Raw genomic sequence first — 18,733 nt, forward strand, 5'->3', positions numbered from 1 at the left:
CCGCTTAGTGAGCATGCTCTTCGCTGCCCTTGCCCTGTTCGGCCTTAAGGACGAAACTGCCACGGGCTGCATATTGGGTGCCGGCGTTAAGCCCGCTCACAATCTCGGTGTACTTGCCGTCGCTGCGTCCTGGCACGACCGGGACGGCTATGAACCCGCCGTCGATTTGGGCGAAGACGGTGGGCTTGTCCTCAATGGTCTGAATTGCCTCGCTCAGCACGGCAACGGCAACATCGCGCTTGTCGGCAGTGAGTATCACGTTGACGAACAGACCCGGCCTCCACGCATTGTTCGGATTGGCCAAGGTAACCGTTGCTTTGGCTGTGCGGGTTTGTTCCCCCAGAAGAGCGCCGACATAAGTCACCGTGCCAGTGGCGCTTTGGGCTAACGACGTAGCCTTGATTACGGCCTTTTCGCCAACACGAACAGCGCCAATGTCCTTCGCGGGCACGATGACCTCGGCCCATACTGACGACAGATCCGAAATCTTGAAGACATTCGCGTCTTCCTTTACCGCTTCGCCGAGCGCAATATGTTTTTCGACGATGGCGCCGTCGAACGGAGCGCGCAGTTCGAAACGGCTGAGTGCACCGGAAGTGTCGGTCGATGCGCCGATCGCCAACAATTTCTGCCTCGCGTTACGCGTCGCGATTTCCGCCTCGCGCAACACTTGCTGGGCCTGCAGATAGTCCTGCTCGGCCGAAATTTTCTCCTGCCACAGTTTCTTTTCACGTTCGAACGTTACTTGGGCAAGTGCTTGCCGACGTTGCGCCGACAGTAACTCACTGCGCATTTCAGACACGTCAGTGCTGGCAATGACTGCCATGACGTCGCCCTTTTTCACCGTCTGGCCAAGATTCGCGGAAACGCTCTCAACAACTCCGGCCAAACGGGGCACGACGTGGGCTGTCCGATCTTCATTGAAACGGATTTCGCCTGAGAGCTGGAACGCACTGCTGATGGATGCAGGCGCAGCCGCGGCGATGGTGACACCCGCGATCTTCAGCTGGGCATCAGCAATTTCAATTTTTCCCTCTTCGCTTTCCACTGCAAACTGGAGGACGTCATCTCCTCGGCGCGCCACAAACCTTGCTTCGAAAATATGTGGTTCCGCGATTGGCTTTGTCGACAACTGGCTATCCTTATCGACCGCAAAAACAATCTTTTCGATTTCACCGAGCGGCCGCCTCAGTTCTTCGGTAACGACCACTGTCCCCGGCGCTACAGGTTTGCGATCGTCGAAGAACCACAAGCGATGGCGGGCCTCGCCGCCTTCTTCGGCAAGCAAGACCTCCACCCCAAATTTGCCTTGAACAAAAAGTTTGCCCCCATGCGGGCCGGTTTGGGACTTTGAAGAGTGATGCTCTTGGTCTGCATGTTCCTTTTCATCCTTGTGCTTCGTGTCGCCTTCGGCTCCATGATGTTCGACGTCGGCGTGGCCAGTTGCTTCGGTGTGTGCTGCCTTCCCCTCATCTTGCTCGACAGCGTTATCGGTTTTCCCTACCAGGAGTATGAGTGCTAGCAGAACTGTGCCTACGGCCAGGACCGCTGCGATGGCGGTACGGCTTTTTTTATCGATGTTTGGCATTTTCATTTTTGTTCCTGATTCTGGACGGCCGGGTTCAACAGGCGACCATGTTGTTCGACGTTGCCGACAACTCGTTCGATATCGGCCGCAGCGCGATGCGACTCGGCAAGGGCGCGGATGTATTGGGCTTTCGACTGGAAAAGGGTTCGCTGTGCGTCGAGCACGTCCAGGAAGCTGAACTTGCCGAGCTCAAATCCCTTGGTGGCTGCCTCATAGGCGTTTTGCGCACCGGGCAGAATTTCCCCTTGCAAGATCACCAGTTCGCCTCTGGCAGAGTCGAGGCGAAGCGATGCCTGCGCGAGCTCGACCGATAAGTTGTTTTCGACAGCGACTAGTTCATCCTTCGCTTTGTCAGTGCGGCGCAATGCACTCAAGAGATTGCCTTGATTCCGGTCGAATAATGGAAGCGGAATGGCCAATCCGACGACTGTCTGACGGCCCCCAATCTGCTCATCACGCTTGCTACCCACGCTTAATGTCAGGTTGGGGATGCGCCGTGCGCGCTCAATGTCAGACAACGCCCTTTGCCGCTCAACCTCTAATCGCGCCCTGGTCAGCTGTGGCGCACCAGGCAAGTGTTCGAGCAGCTCTGCCGTTGTCGGATGTACGCCGACAGGGATAGACGGAGCTTCAACCCGGTCAAAGCTCGCAACCTTGCTGCCCCATGTCGCGCTCAGGCGTTGCTTTGCCAGTGCTAGCTCGTTGGCCGACTGACTAAGCTCGATCTTGGTGCTCGCTTCGGCAACCCGTGCGCGGGTTTCCTCAACTGGTGACACCTTGCCCGCAAGGACCCGGCGTGCTGCCGCCCCGGTAGCCCGCTGAGATAATTCCTGGGAGGCTTCCGCAAGCGTGAGACGTTCTTGCGCCGCCAGCACATCAAAAAAGGCGGTGACAACGTCAGCGCGCAGGCCGGCACGGTACGAAGCGACGTCTGCGAGAGCGATGTCACGCTCTCGTTCAGCGGACGCAATCCGTGCCGCGCGCTTACCGCCCAGTTCAATCTCCTGATTGATTTGGACAGTAGTAGTGCGCTGCTCCTTTTGCTGGCCCTCACGGAGATACGACACCTCTGGGTTGGGCATCTTGCCGGCTTGGATTCGCTGGCCCTGGGCTATGTCAATATCTCGCTGGACTACGCGTAGCCCAGGATTGTGTTGAAACGCCCGTTCGATCGCCGCCGCAAGCGAAAGCGTGACGGCTGGCTCATCCATGTCCGAGACTATGGATGAGGGTGTTTTTGAACTGACGGGTGCACTCTGTGCAACTGCTGAAATAGGCTGTAGAAATAGCACCGCAAGCCCAAGCGGCACGAATTGAAATCGCATAGATTCTCCAATGGATTGATAGAAGAATCCGGCGAAGTACGCCTACACGTATCCGAACTTACATTGGAAAAGGGAGGGAGCAGGTCGCCGGATTAGGCGGCGACCATCCACTGAGGACGTTCCGGCGCACCGAGATAGGGCGCCGGCTGTCTAGCAAGATTGGGGGGTATCTCGTGAATAGACGTGGAAAGAAGTAATTGTGTCGCGTCGAAGGCAAAGACGCCGACTGAAGAGTGCGTGCATGTCGCGCAATCGGGATCACCTCCGATTTTCGACGGCTTGGCATCGTCGCCATCATCATCATCTGCGTTTGAACTTTGGTGTTGGTGCTGATGATGCCCTACGTGCTGACTTGCTTTTCCGCTCTCGTGCATGCAATAGGCACTGGAGACGCCCCATGTAAGCTGGAGCGTTAGTGCAACAATTAGCATCTGAAGGAATCGCTTGAGCATGGGTTTAATTATAACTGGTTTCGTGGCCGCCAGACACACTGTGCGCACACCAGCATGCTGATCGTTAATGCTTCCCACTGATATAACGCCGCGCGCGGCGGTTCTCCTGCAAAGCAGCGCGCGGGACATCTCGATCGCGAGGACTTCAGATATCGGCCTCTTTTACATGCTTGTCACATTCGGCCGCGCACTTCTCGCAAGCGCTCTGGCATTGTGCGCAGTGCGCGTGCTCCTTGGCATGCATAGCGCAAACTGCCGCGCACTCGCGGCACATATGGGCGCAGAGCGCGCAGAAATCACCGTGATGTTCCGACCCCCGGGCCAACGCATTCATCGTCGCCGAACAGATATCCGCGCAATCAAGATTGATCAAAGCGCAGTTCGAGCTACCTTCACGGATATCTGCTGCAGCGCACGACTGGCAAGCGTGGATCGCTTCCTCACATGCTTCAATGCATTCCTTCAAATTTTTTTGTTCGGTTGCCATTTTATTCCTCCATCAATTAAAGTTATCCAGGAAAGATGTCCGAAAGGAGATGGTAGGCTGATCCGGGAAAATGCAACGCGCGTTAGCCAAGTGTAGCAATCTGTCGTCGCCAGTCCAAGTCCGACCGCTGATCCTGCTAACTCATTATCAGGGCCCGAGCGACCATCGTGGCGCTGTGAACGGCCAGCGCGGCTCTCTGAGAAATTGCAGGAAGCTCGCGAATGAAACCAAGATAATAGTGCGCCGATAATTTGAGGTTTCCACAAAGCCCGCAGCTGTTGATCGACAGCAATGGATCTACGAGGACCTCGATGGGTCTTCAGGCTGGCCCCTTACCAGCAAGTTGCAGGGACGATCTTATTCGAGGCGAGGATCAACAACAGCGGCTCGTGTGCCCTGTACACCATGGTCGTGCCCAGGTCGAGATGTCCCAGCTACCCCGCTACGCGCCTAATGTCCTGACCGATCCACAGGGCGCCTTCGTCATAGGCCGCGTTTAACGGTCAAAGGCCTTCGCAGCCGAGCGGCGCCTTACCCAGTAAAAGTTGGCAAGCACTTGACCTTAAAGTGACTTCAAGGTTTATAAAGTCACTTTACTATTCCGTCAATGCAAATCATGCGCGTCAAGATCCACGTCTCTGTTGCAGCGCTGCTGGTCATCTGTGCAGCTGCACGGCCGGCCTTGGCCGAGGTCGTTGCCCTCACACTTAGCGAGGCTGTTGCGAAAGCACAGCTTCAGGCACCCCATCTGCAAGGGGCGTCCGCGGCTTTACGCGCGGCGGACGCCAACATGCAACTGTCCGGCCTACGCCCGAACCCTACACTTTCCGTTGAGGCCGATAACGTGATGGGGTCCGGCCGCTATGCTGGTTTCGGAGCGGGAGAGAAGACGGTGTCGTTGTCGATGCCGCTTGAGTTGGCAGGCAAACGCGGCGCCAGAGTTCGCGTAGCAGAGGCGGAGCGCACGGCGGCCGCGATAGGAGTGCGAACGGCCCAAGCGGATGCCACGCTTCGAGTAACCGAAGCATTCATCGCGCTTGCCGCCAGTGAGCGGCGGCTGTTGGTCGCACGCACGAGCCACGACTTAGCCGAGCGCGCACTTATAGTCGCGCAAGAACGCGTGCGCGCTGGCAAGGCATCGCCGATCGAAGAACAACGAGCTGGTGTGCTTCGCATCAATGCGGCTGTTCGCCTTGGCAAAGCCACGCGTGCAGCCGAGCTGGCGCGTACCACGATTGCACGCCATACGGGCGCTTCGATGCCGGTCACCATCGCATCCGCCTGGTTTGAGCAAATCGAACGCGGCGATGTCACTACTGTCTCAGGGCAAGGGCTGGAGTTCGCCGCGGCCGAGGCCGAAGTAGCCGCCGCCAATGCCCGGGTCGACGCCGCCAGGCGTGATCGCGTTCCAGATGTCACGCTGTCTGCCGGCATGCGTCGTTACGGCGAGTCTTCCGACAAGGCGGCGGTCCTGTCGCTGTCGATCCCGTTGCCGTTGTTTAACCCTGGCAATGCTGGGCTCGCACGGTCCCAAGCCGAATATGAGCGCGCGGATGCCGCGCGCAGTGTTGTTGCGCTGGCGTTCGAACAGTCCATTGCGCAGGCCGACGGTGAGGTTGCCGACGCGCTCGCAGCGGCCGGCGCTGCCAACGGTCCGGCACTTGCCGCTGCTGAGGAAGCGGCGCGTATCGCGCGGATTGGCTATGTCGAGGGCAAATTCCCGCAATTCGAGCTGATCGAAGCCGAGCGCTCTGTGGCCGAAACACGCGAGGCGGCCGTTGATGCATTGGCGGCGCTGCACACTGCCCGGGCTCGTCTGGCTTGGTTACAAGGTTACAACTCACCAATTTATAAGGACTGACCCATGCAAGTGGTATTCCGATCGGGCCTGTGCGCCGCTATTATCCTGTTGAGCGCCTGCTCTCCCAAGCCCGAAGCAACACAGCCAAACGAACCGACCGCCAAGCAGAGCGAAGGACAGCCGAAGATACAGACAGAGAAAGACGAGGCCGAGGAGCATGCCGAGTCTGCGCAGCAAGAAGGGGGAGGCGAGGGCAAGGAGGACTTCGTTGCGCTTTCTGACCAGCAGATCCGCGCCGCCGGAATCGACGTCTTGCCGGTACGTCAATCGTTTGCTGGCGCGTTCGAGGCCCCGGCGGTGATCACCGCGGATCCGAAGCATTCCGCGATCGTGTCCAGCTCAGTAGGCGGCCGGGTGGTCGAAATTCGCCGCAACCTTGGTGAGGCGGTCGGCCGAGGCGACGCACTGGCCGTGATCGAGAGCCGCGACGTGGCCCAGCTCAAAGCGGACGTGGAGATTGCAAAGCGCCAACATGAGCTGGGACAGGCAACCTTCAAACGCGAGGAGCGGTTGTATGCCGAGAAAGTGACTTCGCGCCAGGAGTTCGAAGTCGCCCGCACTGCCGCGCAGGAAGCCCGCACGCGTCTGCGGCTGGCCGAGCAGCAGCTTGCCGCCGCGGGAGGCGAGTCCGGTGGACCGCTGAATCGCTTGACGTTGCGCTCGCCTATAAAGGGCCACGTGACGGCACGGCAGATCGCGCTGGGCGACGTCGTCGAGCCAAACGCGCACCTGTTCGAGGTAGCAAATCTCAACGAGCTGTCAGCCGAACTTTCGCTCTCGCCGGACGACGCAGCCCGCGTGACGGTGGGAGCGGCCGTGGCCGTCTCAACGGATGGCCGCACTGGCGCGGGCCGCATTACCCATGTATCGCGTGTACTAGATCCCGCCACGCGCCAGGTGCGCGCCATTGCGCGGTTATCGAATGAGCAGGGGGCGTGGCGCATCGGCGAAACGGTGCGGGCGTCGATCGCACTTGAGGGCAACGCCGGCGCCGGCCAACTGGCCATTCCACGTACATCAGTGCAAACCGTCGAGGACAAGCCGAGCGTATTCGTTCGGGCGAAAGAAGGATTCGCGATCAAGCACGTTGTCCTCGGCGCTAGTGCGGCCGGCTACGTCAGGGTGCTGTCCGGCCTGGATGGTAGCGAACAGATCGCAGTAAGCAATACCTATGTTTTAAAGGCCGAACATGGCAAAGGCGAGGCAGGGGACGATGACTAATTACCTCATCCAACGGCTCCTCGAGGATACCCAATCATGATAGCTCGCATCGTCAACTTCTCTGTTGCCCGGCGGTGGCACGTGCTCATCGGAACGATCCTGTTGTCCATCGTCGGCGCATTCGCGTTAACCCGCCTGCCCATCGACGCGGTACCGGACATTACCAACACCCAGGTGCAGATCAATGTCGTTGCGCCTTCCCTTGCGCCCGCCGACGTCGAGCGGCAGGTCACGTATCCGATCGAAACCGCGTTTGCCGGGATACCAGGACTGGAGTCCACACGGTCGCTGACCAGGCATGGATTCGCACAGGTAACTACGGTCTTCAAGGACGGCACCGACATCTATTTCGCGCGTCAGCAGATGGCCGAGCGGTTACGCGCCGTGGAGCGGTCGTTGCCAGCAGGCGCGAGCGCGAGCCTTGGACCGATTGCCACGGGCCTTGGGGATGTCTACATGTGGACGGTGGAGTTCGCAACCAAGCCAGGGGCGAAAACTGGCTCCGGTGCCGGGCTGCGGGCCGATGGCAGCTATGTCACGCCGGAAGGGGAAGTGCTGCGCAGTCCGGCCGAAAAGGCTACCTATCTGCGCACAGTGCAGGACTGGATTGTCGCGCCCCAGCTCAAGAACACCGAAGGGCTCGCCGGTGTGGACGTCATCGGCGGCTACGTCAAGCAGTACGTAGTGACGCCCGATCCGCAACGGCTTGCGGCTTTGGGCATCAGTTTGACCATGCTGGGCGAGGCGCTCGAGCGCAATAACACCAGTGTCGGCGCCGGCGTGGTATTCCAAAACGGCGAGGCCCTCACGGTCAAGGCCGACGCGCGCATTACCTCAACCGAGGAACTGTCAAAAACCGTCATCACAACACGCAGCGGCACGCCGGTGCTTGTTTCGCACGTCGCTACTGTCGGCCTAGGGCAGGAAGTGCGGTTCGGGTCCGCGTCTGAAGGCGGCCAGGAGGTCGTCGTGGGCACTGCTGTGATGCGCATCGGCCAGAACAGCCGGACGGTCGCCGCTGCGGTGGATGTCCGTCTGAAGGAGATTGCGCGATCGCTGCCGCCGGACATGGTAATCCGGCCGGTGCTCGATCGCACCCGGTTGGTCGACGCCACCATCAAGACAGTGGCCACGAACCTGACCGAGGGCGCGCTGCTGGTGATCGCCGTGCTGTTCGCGCTCCTCGGGAACCTGCGTGCGGCACTGATCGCCGCGGCGGTCATCCCGGTCACCATGCTTCTGACCTCGGCTGGCATGCTCGAAGCAGGGCTGTCGGCCAACCTGATGAGTCTGGGGGCGCTGGACTTTGGCCTGATCGTCGACGGCGCCGTGATCATCGTGGAAAATGCTCTTCGCCGTATTGCGGAACGCCAGCATTCCACCGGTCGGGTGCTGTCCCGGTCCGAGCGGCTGGAAACCGTTGCGGCAGCCGCGCGCGAGATGATCCGCCCAAGCGTCTATGGTCAGGCGATCATTATTCTCGTGTACGTCCCACTGTTGACATTCCAGGGCGTGGAGGGCCGCATGTTCGCACCGATGGCCGTGACGGTAATTCTTGCGTTGGTGTTCGCTTTCATCCTCTCGCTCACGTTTGTTCCGGCTGCGATCGCGCTCTGGCTGTCCCGGCATGTCGACGAGAAAGAAAACAAGTTAGTCAAAGCCGTTTCGTCGAGTTATGCACCCTGGCTGGACCGTGCTTTGGCCAGACCCAAGCTGACCGGGGTACTGGCTGCCGTCGGTTTTGCAGGCGCGATCGGCCTGTTCTCCACACTTGGCCAGGAATTTCTTCCGACGTTGGACGAGCAGGACGTGCTGTTGCAAGTGGCCCGGATTCCGGGCACATCCGTCGACCAGAGCCAGGCCATGCAGTTCGCGGTAGAGAAGGCTGTCGCGAAGTTGCCCGAGGTGAAGCTCGTCTTTTCACGAACTGGTACGGCTGAGTTGGCCGCTGACCCGATGCCGCCAAACATCACCGATACGTTTGTCATTGTGAAGGACCGTTCGGAGTGGCCGGAACCTGGGATGAGCAAAGCCGAGCTCGTGGAGAAGATCGAGCATGCTGTCGCAAGCATTCCAGGCCAGAACTACGAGTTGACCCAACCGATCCAGATGCGGTTCAACGAACTGTTGGCGGGCGTGCGTGGCGACATCGCTGTCAAGGTGTTTGGCGACGACTTCGACGTCATGGTCCGTACAGCAGAACAGGTTGCGGCGAAACTGCGCGCAGTGGAGGGTGCGGAAGACGTACGTGTGGAACAGGTGCAGGGGCTCCCACTGCTCGATGCCCGCCTGGACCGAGACGCCATGGCGCGTGTTGGGCTCACCGCGCAAGACGTGTACGACACTCTGGCGGCAGCCGTCGCGGGGCGCGAAGCCGGATCGATCTATGAGGGGGACCGCCGCTTTGACGTAGTGGTCAAGCTGGGCGAAAAGACCAGAAACGACGCGGACGCCCTACGCCTGCTGCCTGTGCTGACGCCGAGCGGTAGCTTTGTTCCGCTGGGGTCGGTCGCGATATTGGAAACGGCCAAGGGGCCAAACCAGATCAGCCGGGAGAACGGCAAGCGACGGGTTGTCGTGCAGGCCAACGTGCGAGGTCGCGACATCGCCGGCGTGGTCAGTGAGGCGCGTGCCAGTATCAATGCGGACGTGCGTGTTCCTGCCGGCGTATGGCTCACCTGGGGTGGACAGTTTGAAAATCTAGAGCGCGCACGCCTGCGTCTGGCGGTCGTCGTACCGGCCTGCTTTGCGCTCATCGTCGTCTTGCTCTATTCAGCCGTTGGCTCCTGGCCCGCTGCTGCCGTGGTGTTCACCGGTGTGCCACTGGCTCTGATCGGAGGCATCGCGGCACTCTGGTTGCGTGGGCTGCCGTTCTCGATTTCGGCAGCTGTCGGTTTCATCGCGCTGTCCGGTGTTGCTGTCCTGAACGGGCTGGTGATGGCGGGCTCAATTGACGACCTCGCGAAACGCTTGCCGTGGGAGCAGGCAGTGCGGGAAGGCGCACTCCGGCGCCTGCGGCCTGTATTGATGACTGCGCTGGTAGCCTCGCTTGGATTCGTTCCGATGGCCCTTGCTACCGGGGCCGGTGCCGAGGTACAGCGTCCCTTGGCGACCGTTGTCATCGGCGGACTGATCTCGGCGACGATCCTGACGCTCTTCGTACTGCCAACGCTGTATCAGCGCTTCGCACGGCCAAAAGACGGCTTTGCGGAAGGAATTTGAGGTTCCACCAGGGGCACCCCTCATGCTCGTAAATCGGAAAGGTCCGGACATGGATAAGGAATATGACGTAGTGATCATTGGCGCGGGTTCTGGGGGATATATCGCCGCAATCCGCGCCGGACAGCTCGGTCTATCGGTCGCTTGCATTGAATCCAATCCTTATGCAGCCCCCGATGGCCAGCCGCGTCCTGGCGGGACGTGCCTGAACGTGGGGTGCATCCCGTCCAAGGCCTTGCTTGCGTCGAGCCATTTGTACGAACAGGTCGTTCACCATACCGCGGAACACGGGATCAGCACCGGCGATGCAACGATTGACGTCAACAAGATGGTGGACCGGAAAGACGGCGTGGTTACGAAGATGGCCAAAGGTATCGAATATCTGTTCAAGAAAAACAAGGTCGACTTTATCAAAGCGCGTGCGAGGTTCGCCGGCACGCAAGGCGAAACCTATGACCTCGAACTATCGAGCGAGGGGCGCTCGCAACGGATTGGGGCCCGGCACGTGATCATTGCAACAGGATCAAAGCCGCGACAGCTTCCCGGCACCCGCATCGACAATATGATTGTCTGCGACAACGCAGGGGCACTGGATTTTCGCGAGGTACCCAAGCACCTGTGCGTTATCGGCGCTGGCGTTATCGGTCTAGAGCTGGGCTCGGTATGGCGACGGCTGGGCGCGGATGTGACCCTGCTGGACGCTATGCCAGACTTTCTGCCGGGTTGCGACACCGCGGTGTCAAAGGAGATGCTCAAGCTGATGTCGAGCCAGGGAATGAAGTTTGAACTTGGCGCGGCCATAGGCGATATCGCGCTCAATGGAGCAGGGGCCAGAATTTCGTACCGTGACCATGCAGGAGCGTCCAAAGAGCTCACATGCGACAAGGTAATTGTTGCGATTGGACGGGTGCCAAGTACGGACGGGCTCGACCTCGATGCGATCGGCTTGGAGCTTGACCAGCGCGGGTATGTCCCAGTCGATGAGCGCTGCAGAACTGCGCTACCTAAGGTGTTCGCCATTGGTGACGTCGTTCGTGGGCCGATGCTCGCGCACAAGGCTGAAGAGGAAGCAATCATGGTGGCCGAGATCATCGCAGGGCAGGCCGGTCATGTGAACTACAACGCGATCCCGTCCATTATATACACCAGTCCGGAAGCTGCATGGGTTGGCAAGACAGCGCAGGAACTGGCGCGCGAGGGCCGTGCTTTCAAGTCGGGACAGTTCCCATTTTCGGCGAACGGTCGCGCCCTGGGCCATGGAGAATCACAGGGGTTCGTCAAGGTGCTCGCCGACGCCCAGTCCGACCTCGTGTTAGGGGTGCATATCGTCAGTCCGCTGGCCTCGGAAATGATTGGCGAAGCGGCGATGGCCCTGGAATTTTCAGCGTCATCCGAAGACATCGCACGCATCTGCCACGCACACCCGACTCTCTATGAAGCCATCAGGGAAGCTGCGCTTGCCGTTGACAAGCGTGCCCTCAACATCTGACCGTCAACAATACCCAACCGACACCATGAACAAGCCTTTCACGCCGCTCGTTGCGGTAGTTTTCGCCGGACTGATCGCTGCTATTGACCTTATAAGCAAGGCTGCTGTGGTCGAGCGACTCCCGTACGGCCACAAGATCGAGTTGATGCAGTCCTTAAACATCGTGCACGCGGTCAACGAAGGTTCAGCATTCGGTCTTCTTGCTAACGCGGGCGGCTGGCAACGCTACTTTTTCATCGCAGTGGCCGTGCTCGCATCGATGCTGCTGATCCATATGATAAGAAAACCGGCAGCAGGGTCTACGGAAAGGGCTGGATTAGCGATGATTCTTGGCGGTGCGGTGGGCAACCTTGTCGATCGGACTGCGCGCATGGGAGTCGTTGATTGGATCGACATTTACGCAGGGACGTACCACTGGCCGGCCTTTAACATCGCTGACATTGGCATTACGCTGGGTGCCGCGACAATTGTTCTTCACGCGCTGCGCGGAGCCCGCGCTACCGCATGAAACCCGACAGAAAGCAATGATCATATCTTTGCGCGCCGGGCTTGCGTGAGGTGCTCGCCGGGCGCTATCCAATCTTTACCTGCGAACTCTTACCAGGTTAAAGCCGAACCCAAGTCCTGCTGCAAGAAGCAGGGCGGCCTGTGCTCCGTAGGTCTGAATGGTCGGGTAGATGCCAAGTACAGGCAAGCGCGGCCCATCCATCGGTGTGGCCATCAACCATCCAGCTTCCTGGAGACCCGCAATACCTTTGCCGGCCAGCACCACTGCCAGAGCTGCCACTAACACAGAGCTGAACGAGAAGAACTTACCGATCGGCATGCGTGCGCTGGTGCGCAAGAACACGACGGCAATCACCGACAGCAGAACCAGCCCGGTCACGAATCCTCCGAGCAAAGCAGATCCGTTGCCCTCGGTCGCAAGCGCGGAGTAGAAAAGAACTGTTTCGAAGACTTCCCGGTACACTGCGATGAAAGCAAGAGCAAACAATGCCCATGCCGATCGTTTTTGCGTCGCCGCGGTGAGGTGTTCCTTCAGGTAAGCCTGCCACTGTCCAGCCTGACCCTTTTGATGCATCCAAAGGCCCACGGACAGTAGCACCGCCGCGGCGAACAGCGACGACAAACCTTCGGTTACTTCGCGGCTTGCACCACTGATACTGACTACGTAGGTAGCGATGAGCCAGGTCAGCACTCCGGCGCCCAGGGCGGAAATCCAACCTGCATGAACGTATCGAAGTGCCTGGGGGCGCTCGGCTTTACGCAGGAAAGCGACCATGGCGGTCACGATCAGCAGCGCTTCGACGCCCTCGCGGAGGAGAATGGTGAGTGCACCGACGAACGTGGTGCTGGCGTTAGCCTTGTTTTCGCCTACGACCAGTTCCACCCGCGCAAAGTAAGTGTCCAGCTGTTGTGCGTTTTCCGTTGCACGTGCAAGGTTACCTTCCGCGACCGCGCCCCTGTACAGCTGCATGGTTCTCTCCACGTCGACCAGCAGCTGGCGATCGGTCGAGTCGAGCGTCGCCTCAAGCGGTTCAAAACCATCCAGGTACGCGGACAACGCCAGCTTTGTTGCCGTTGCGCGGTCGCCGCCCTTCATCGCGTGCAAGCTGTCCTTCAGGAGTTTGCGTGCAAGGTCGATTCCTGTACGCTCCTGGTGTTCCCTGACGATCTCTGGATGTGTTCGGGCGTATGCGAGCGCCGCTCCGGCGGTACCTTTTGGCAATCCCTTCGCAAGCTCCTCTTCCGTTGCCATTACGAGTGCGCCCATGTCCGGTAGCGCTTTGTAAATAGCCTTTTCTTGCGCGAACGCCGTCTCGCCGGCTTCAAGGTCTTTGTCGCCGAAGGCCAGTGTCCCGACATAGAATGCCAGAGACCAGCGGTCTTGCTCTGACAGACTGGCAAAGGCTGGCATTGAGGTGCCATCAACACCCTGACTAATCACCTGATATAGTGCCAGGACTGAACGCGACTGAGCTCGTTCCCGATCGGTGAACGCGATAGGCTTTGGCTCAAGCCTGCTTGCAAGACCTCCGTCGCCGGCCCCGTTAGCACCATGGCACGATGCGCACTGCGCTTTGTACAGTGCAGCCCCGCGGGACAGGTCTGGCGCGCTGCGTGGTGCAACAGGGAAGGGGTAGGCCAGCAAGAGCAGCCTGTTCGCCTCCCTGGCTAGCTGGCTGACGCGCTGTGGTGAGTCCTTGCGCTGAACCGCTTCATTAAGCTGGGTCACAACCGCAGCTAGTTCTGAATGCAGAGGGCGCCGGGGCAGTGCCTGCGTCTGGGTTTCAGCTCGAGCGGAGAATTCTTGCATTTCCTGATATTCCATCGCACTGACAACTGTCCCGTTCTGAACCGCGCCGCTGTAGTCCACCGCGACATAATCGAGCAGTTGCCAGAGTTGTCGGGCGTTCTGCTCGGACGAATTGGGATTTGCGTTAGCCGCACCGGTCATACAGCTGTACAGGACGGCGATGAAGAGGAACTTGCGCCAGATGGAGTATTTCATATGGGGAAACTCATGCTTATGTTTGGATCGGGACATTTAACACCTTGTAGCTGCTTGAAGGTCAACCCTTATCCGATCCACTGAACCGATGTCAACGAAGGTTTAAGATGCTAAAAATTGGTGAATTAGCTCAGCGCGCGGGCTGCCTGGTCGAGACAATCAGATTCTATGAGCGCGACGGGTTGCTGCCGGCGCCATCCCGTTCGGCAGGGAACTATCGTTTGTATGACGACGCGTTAATACGGCGCCTGCAGTTCATCAGGCAGTGCCGGTTGCTGGACATGTCCCTCGATGAGATCAGGCGGCTCTTGCAGCTTGCCGACACGCCGGCGGAAGCATGTGGAGGTGTCGACGCTGTCATTGATCAGCATATTGAACAGGTGTCTGAGCGAATACGGGAGCTACATGTCCTCGAGCGGGAGCTACATGCCCTGCGATCGCGCTGCCGGAGCGAAGGTTTATCTAACGAGTGCGGCATTCTTAGGAAGCTATCTGGGGAGCCGGAGCAACATGGTTAACGGATAATGCAGTCACGGCAGCCAATCCCAGGTTGAAAGCGAGCCGTGGCGCAATGGCCTGCCGACAGTCGGACCTTGCACACGCGGTTAGGTTTTCGTCCACTTAACTCGTGCATTGAATCCGTTCGGCATGCGTGTGGTTCGCTTTGCAGGTTTGATACTGAAGTGCTGGAATGAGGCCTTGCCGGCATTAAGGCAAGGCCCTCATAAATGCTCCTTGCGGATCGGTCGCAAACTGAGGTTTTTCCATCAGTCTGGAATGATTAACGCCGCGACCTTACCCTGAGTACATTGGATTTTCGTCTACATACACTGTAATGCCCGTCGACCCTGGTAAAATTTTCTCGAGAGAAAAGGACGGCAAGCCTAGCGTATCGAACATCCAAGTGACACTCGAATCGCCGTCAATAATGCGGACAGATTCCAGTCGAGTAACGTTGATATGCCGGGTCTTGCCGCGCACCACAGTGATCACCCGCTCTGGGGTGGCATTCGTTGCGTAACCGAACGGCGCGGCTATCGGGTGTTGCCGGTTCGCGCGTTCGTCGGCTTGGTTAGTAGGGGCCCCTCTGTCGTTGCGCTCTGATGCGTGCGCGGCTGTCTGAGAAATCGAAAGACAGGCAAGAAAAGATAATGCTGCGATTGATGTTGTTTTCATCATGAACTCCTTTTGGTTGGGGCAATCAAAATCGATTGCGTGGGGCAATCAGTGCTTCATTTACGGCTCAAGTAGGATTCCTAACCCTTTATTTTGTCGAGAACATCCTTGCTTTACCCGGCACCGGGTTTCCGAAACATCGGTAGCCCGTGCCCCAGGACGGCCGTACTACTCGTTTAAACAGTCAGGCAACGCCCGTGCGCGCGCCTCATGGCGTAGGAACTGGCCCTAAGCTCGACAGCGACTTGAATCCAGCGACCGTCAGTCGCGAAGGAACGAGCGCGCCACCGTGGCGACAGGGCTGACCGCTCCGCGATCAATGGCATGCCTGACCACAAGTTATCGTCGATGCATGTGGCGACCGATCGCATGGCCATGGCTTGCGTTCGCGCACTGTCACGTAGCTTGGAGGTTTGAGCCAAGCAGGCCGATGTGCGGGGTGCCTTCAGGGGCGCGCATAAGCGCACGGACTAAGTCGAAAGTGACCTGTTATGTTGTTTCAGGTCAAACCGTACCGGTGGCGTCCGCCAGCTTAGCTGGCGGCCGTCCATTTGGGCCGTGTCGGCCCGTCGGGAATGTGGGAAGCGTAAAGATGCGCTGCAGACGCACGTGTCAGGCGCTCAACAGGCAGGAGAATATTTGCATCGACGCTACCGACTGGGGCAACAGCAGGTGGCTCGCAAACGAAGTGGCATGTGGGAAAACAACCGGGATCGCCCACGAAACCGGGCTTTTGCGTCTCACGGTCTTGGATGTCGACAAAGACTACTGACGAAAGCGGTGCGACGCCATTGTCGCCAGCCATGCCACACATTCCCGCCGACCACGCGGCATGGAGGGGGAGGAGAGCGATCAGGAAGATGATGACAATGCGTTTCATTAGGGTTGAGTCTACCTTGGAACCAGGGCGGCGCGCCGGCTCAATGTGTGATGCAGTTCAAAGATCATCCGCTGCGTTGCGGGACTGCGTTTGCAGCCGCGCTTATTCGGTCGCACCGCCGTGTGAAGTGAACAGCGCAAACAGCTTGGTGAGGAACCGTTCGAGTGAGCCCGGTCGAACGGCATCAGCATGAGGATGAGTCTCAAGTACTACTTCAACTTGAGGATGCGTCGGGCACCATTTAAAACGATCAGGGCGATGATGGTACCGACAATCAAATCCGGGTATGCAGACCCGGTCCAGGTGACCAGTGCGCCGGCAACAATTACACCCATATTCGCGACAACGTCGTTTGCGGAGAAGATATAACTCGCTTTCATGTGGGTGCCGCGGTGACGCTTTTTAGCGATCAGGACCAGGCAGCTTACGTTCGCAACTAACGCGATAGCACCGATACCCATCATCAGTGCCGACTCTGGTTCGCTTCCGAAGAAGCTTCGCCTTACCACTTCGCTCAACGCGCCGACCGCGAGCACCAGTTGCAGCCAGCCGGCGAGGTGTGCCGCGCGTGTCTTTAGCGAAGCCGCTCGCCCGACAGCATACAGCGCCAGGCCATACACGGCCGCGTCGGCGAACATATCAAGCGAGTCGGCCACTAGCCCAGCCGACTCGGCGATCAGACCCCATACCAATTCAATCACGAACATTAGCCCGTTGATGGCAAGCAGCAAACGAAGCGTCCGTGCTTCGGAAGCGTCTCCGGCGGCGTCGTCACCCAATTCAATGTTGCCACGTTCCTCAACGGAGCCGAGGAGGCGTGTGCCGAGCTGAAGCGGCGTCAGCTTCGCAAGAATTGGGGCCACGGCGCCGGTATGTGAGACGCGCAGCTGTCGCTGGGCGAGATCGAAATCGAGAGATTTCACGTCATCGATATCGGCAAGCGCCATCCGGATCATATTCTCTTCGGATGGGCAGTCCATCTTTGGAATCGCCAATGTGCTCACGCGGTAGGTCGCGGCGCCGCCACTACCCGGTTCCGATGAAGGCATCGAGTCGCGCAGCTCGGCGCCAAGCCGCAAAGGTAGCAACGCATCAAGAAGCGCAGTTGACTCGCCCTGATGCAGGACAGTCACAGTACGGTTGGCCAGATCGAACGACATCCTATCGATGTCTGGGACCTTTCCCAGTGCAAGCCGGATCAGATTCTCTTCTGAGGGGCAGTCCATCTTCGATACAAAAAACACGCTCTTGTGACGGGGACTTGATACGTTTGCATGATCTTGTTTCATTGGGAGGCATCCTGAACGCTAATACAAGCAGGTTAAACCTTGAACCTGCTTTAACGTCAAGCGCGAGGCGCGCTTACACCCAAAGGCGCCGGGATCGGTACGCATCTAAACACAATCGCGGGTCGGCATCGGTACTTACTTCGGCAGCGTCAATGCGTCGATAATTCGGCAATCGGCGACACGGCCGCCACCACACAAAGGTAAGAGCTTGGATAAATAATTTTTCATGGCGACAAGGTCAGCGATCTTTTGTTCAACGGCCGACAGATGCTGTTCAGTCAACGCCATGACGGTGCAGCAGTCACCGTCGCGCTGGTCAGAAAAGGCCAGGAGACTCCGCACCTGGTCAATCGTGAATCCGATATCACGCGCCCGCCGAACAAAAACCAGACGAGCAAGATCCTCGCTCCCGTAACGCCGATAGTTGCTACCAGATCGCAGTGGCGCGGAAAGTAAGCCAATCTTTTCGTAGTATCGGATCGTCGCTGCTGGCGTCGTCGCCGCTGTGGCCAATTGGCCAATTGTCAAAGTATGTGGCATTGTTCGTGACCTTAAAGTTACTTTAAGGTTTATAAGGTCCCTAATCCAATTGGTCAAGTTTTTTATATAGACGTGTTCAAGCGCTAGCGACGTGGCGCACCCGAAGCGTCCTGACGGCGAGTGGAACTGAGAGAAAAGAACAAACGCAGGCGTTGCAGACACTGGTCAAACGTGCCCCGTAGGGCTGATACCATGTCCTCTCTGCGTTTCTCACTGCGGTCTCGTGTGCCGCCAGCAAAGTGTTGACAGTACCTGCTTGCCCTTGTAGCATCGCCGTTGACCATGAAATTATCCCGTTCATCCCGCCTGGTAGCTGCGGTTATCGCGTTGTTCAGCATCCTGTTCATGCAGCTTGCTGTCGCGTCGTACGCCTGCCCGTCGCATGATGGCCAGGCGATGGCTGCCCTGCCCATGGAAGACATGGCGGGATGCCACGAGATGGATCCGGAGCAGCCCAGCCTGTGTCACGCGTATGGCCAGAGCGGGAATCAGTCGCTCGACAAGCCAGCAGTCCCGCCGCTGCAGCCATTCCTGGCGGTCGGCTTTGGCCTTCCGGTGACTCCGCTGGATGCCACTCATCCTCCTGCTTTCGCATTCCCGCGCACGACCTTCCTGACCCACGCGACGGCGCCCCCGCTTGCCATTCGCAACTGCTGTTTCCGCATTTAATCCTCCAGCTTGCTTTGCTTTCTAA

15 protein-coding genes are annotated in these 18,733 nt (G+C 58.8%); 7 read left to right on the forward strand and 8 right to left on the reverse strand.

Features of this window, described 5'->3' with window-relative positions; all coding sequences use genetic code 11:
- Positions 1 to 4: 4 nt before the first annotated feature.
- From I4X03_RS21215 to I4X03_RS21225, 3 genes are all read right to left on the reverse strand, one after another.
- Positions 5 to 1,594 (reverse strand): efflux RND transporter periplasmic adaptor subunit, encoded by a 1,590-nt coding sequence (locus I4X03_RS21215; RefSeq protein ID WP_223470452.1) that lies wholly within the window; start codon positions 1,592 to 1,594, stop codon positions 5 to 7.
- Positions 1,591 to 2,913, reverse strand: coding sequence for a TolC family protein (locus I4X03_RS21220; RefSeq protein WP_223470454.1), 1,323 nt, complete (start codon positions 2,911 to 2,913; stop codon positions 1,591 to 1,593). Before I4X03_RS21220 ends, I4X03_RS21215 begins: the two co-directional genes overlap by 4 nt.
- Before the next feature lie 597 nt (positions 2,914 to 3,510).
- Positions 3,511 to 3,852 carry a four-helix bundle copper-binding protein gene (locus I4X03_RS21225; protein WP_223470456.1) on the reverse strand — a complete coding sequence of 114 codons (342 nt, stop codon included), beginning with the start codon at positions 3,850 to 3,852 and terminating at the stop codon, positions 3,511 to 3,513.
- 616 nt (positions 3,853 to 4,468) lie between these two features.
- Between I4X03_RS21225 and I4X03_RS21230 the strand changes: the two genes are divergently transcribed.
- From I4X03_RS21230 to lspA, 5 genes are read left to right on the forward strand one after another with little or no spacing between them, the layout of a single operon-like run.
- Positions 4,469 to 5,713, forward strand: coding sequence for a TolC family protein (locus I4X03_RS21230; protein WP_223470458.1), 1,245 nt, complete (start codon positions 4,469 to 4,471; stop codon positions 5,711 to 5,713).
- Positions 5,714 to 5,716: 3 nt separating this feature from the next.
- The gene (locus tag I4X03_RS21235; RefSeq protein ID WP_223470461.1) at positions 5,717 to 6,934 is read left to right on the forward strand and encodes an efflux RND transporter periplasmic adaptor subunit; all 1,218 of its coding nucleotides are present in this window, start codon (positions 5,717 to 5,719) and stop codon (positions 6,932 to 6,934) included.
- Between the two features lie 36 nt (positions 6,935 to 6,970).
- Positions 6,971 to 10,156 (forward strand): efflux RND transporter permease subunit, encoded by a 3,186-nt coding sequence (locus I4X03_RS21240; protein ID WP_223470464.1) that lies wholly within the window; start codon positions 6,971 to 6,973, stop codon positions 10,154 to 10,156.
- A gap of 49 nt (positions 10,157 to 10,205) precedes the next feature.
- Complete coding sequence (gene lpdA / locus I4X03_RS21245; protein ID WP_223470474.1) at positions 10,206 to 11,642, forward strand: dihydrolipoyl dehydrogenase; 1,437 nt, start codon at positions 10,206 to 10,208, stop codon at positions 11,640 to 11,642.
- A gap of 25 nt (positions 11,643 to 11,667) precedes the next feature.
- A complete protein-coding gene (lspA, locus tag I4X03_RS21250) occupies positions 11,668 to 12,150 on the forward strand; it encodes a signal peptidase II (protein ID WP_223470476.1) in 483 nt (160 codons plus the stop codon).
- 75 nt (positions 12,151 to 12,225) lie between these two features.
- Here the strand turns inward: lspA and I4X03_RS21255 are convergent, their stop codons facing one another.
- Complete coding sequence (locus I4X03_RS21255; RefSeq protein ID WP_223470478.1) at positions 12,226 to 14,154, reverse strand: cytochrome c/FTR1 family iron permease; 1,929 nt, start codon at positions 14,152 to 14,154, stop codon at positions 12,226 to 12,228.
- A gap of 107 nt (positions 14,155 to 14,261) precedes the next feature.
- Here I4X03_RS21255 and cadR point away from each other — a divergent pair, with 107 nt between their 5' ends.
- Complete coding sequence (cadR, locus tag I4X03_RS21260) at positions 14,262 to 14,672, forward strand: Cd(II)/Pb(II)-responsive transcriptional regulator (RefSeq protein WP_223470480.1); 411 nt, start codon at positions 14,262 to 14,264, stop codon at positions 14,670 to 14,672.
- Positions 14,673 to 14,949: 277 nt separating this feature from the next.
- Here the strand turns inward: cadR and I4X03_RS21265 are convergent, their stop codons facing one another.
- The 4 genes from I4X03_RS21265 to I4X03_RS21280 all read right to left on the reverse strand — a co-directional run bounded on the left by I4X03_RS21265 (position 14,950) and on the right by I4X03_RS21280 (position 18,039).
- A complete protein-coding gene (locus I4X03_RS21265) occupies positions 14,950 to 15,330 on the reverse strand; it encodes a CzcE family metal-binding protein (protein WP_223470490.1) in 381 nt (126 codons plus the stop codon).
- Between the two features lie 532 nt (positions 15,331 to 15,862).
- Positions 15,863 to 16,210 carry a hypothetical protein gene (locus tag I4X03_RS21270; protein WP_223470493.1) on the reverse strand — a complete coding sequence of 116 codons (348 nt, stop codon included), beginning with the start codon at positions 16,208 to 16,210 and terminating at the stop codon, positions 15,863 to 15,865.
- A gap of 209 nt (positions 16,211 to 16,419) precedes the next feature.
- Positions 16,420 to 17,499 carry a cation efflux transmembrane domain-containing protein gene (locus tag I4X03_RS21275; protein WP_223470495.1) on the reverse strand — a complete coding sequence of 360 codons (1,080 nt, stop codon included), beginning with the start codon at positions 17,497 to 17,499 and terminating at the stop codon, positions 16,420 to 16,422.
- A 135-nt stretch (positions 17,500 to 17,634) separates the two neighbouring features.
- Positions 17,635 to 18,039 carry a MerR family transcriptional regulator gene (locus I4X03_RS21280; RefSeq protein WP_223470497.1) on the reverse strand — a complete coding sequence of 135 codons (405 nt, stop codon included), beginning with the start codon at positions 18,037 to 18,039 and terminating at the stop codon, positions 17,635 to 17,637.
- A gap of 282 nt (positions 18,040 to 18,321) precedes the next feature.
- On the opposite strand from I4X03_RS21280, the gene I4X03_RS21285 reads away from it, so the two are divergent.
- Positions 18,322 to 18,708 carry a hypothetical protein gene (locus I4X03_RS21285; protein WP_223470500.1) on the forward strand — a complete coding sequence of 129 codons (387 nt, stop codon included), beginning with the start codon at positions 18,322 to 18,324 and terminating at the stop codon, positions 18,706 to 18,708.
- The last annotated feature ends 25 nt before the right edge of the window (positions 18,709 to 18,733 follow it).

This window comes from Massilia soli, assembly GCF_016809835.1.
GTDB lineage: Bacteria > Pseudomonadota > Gammaproteobacteria > Burkholderiales > Burkholderiaceae_D > Telluria_A > Telluria_A soli.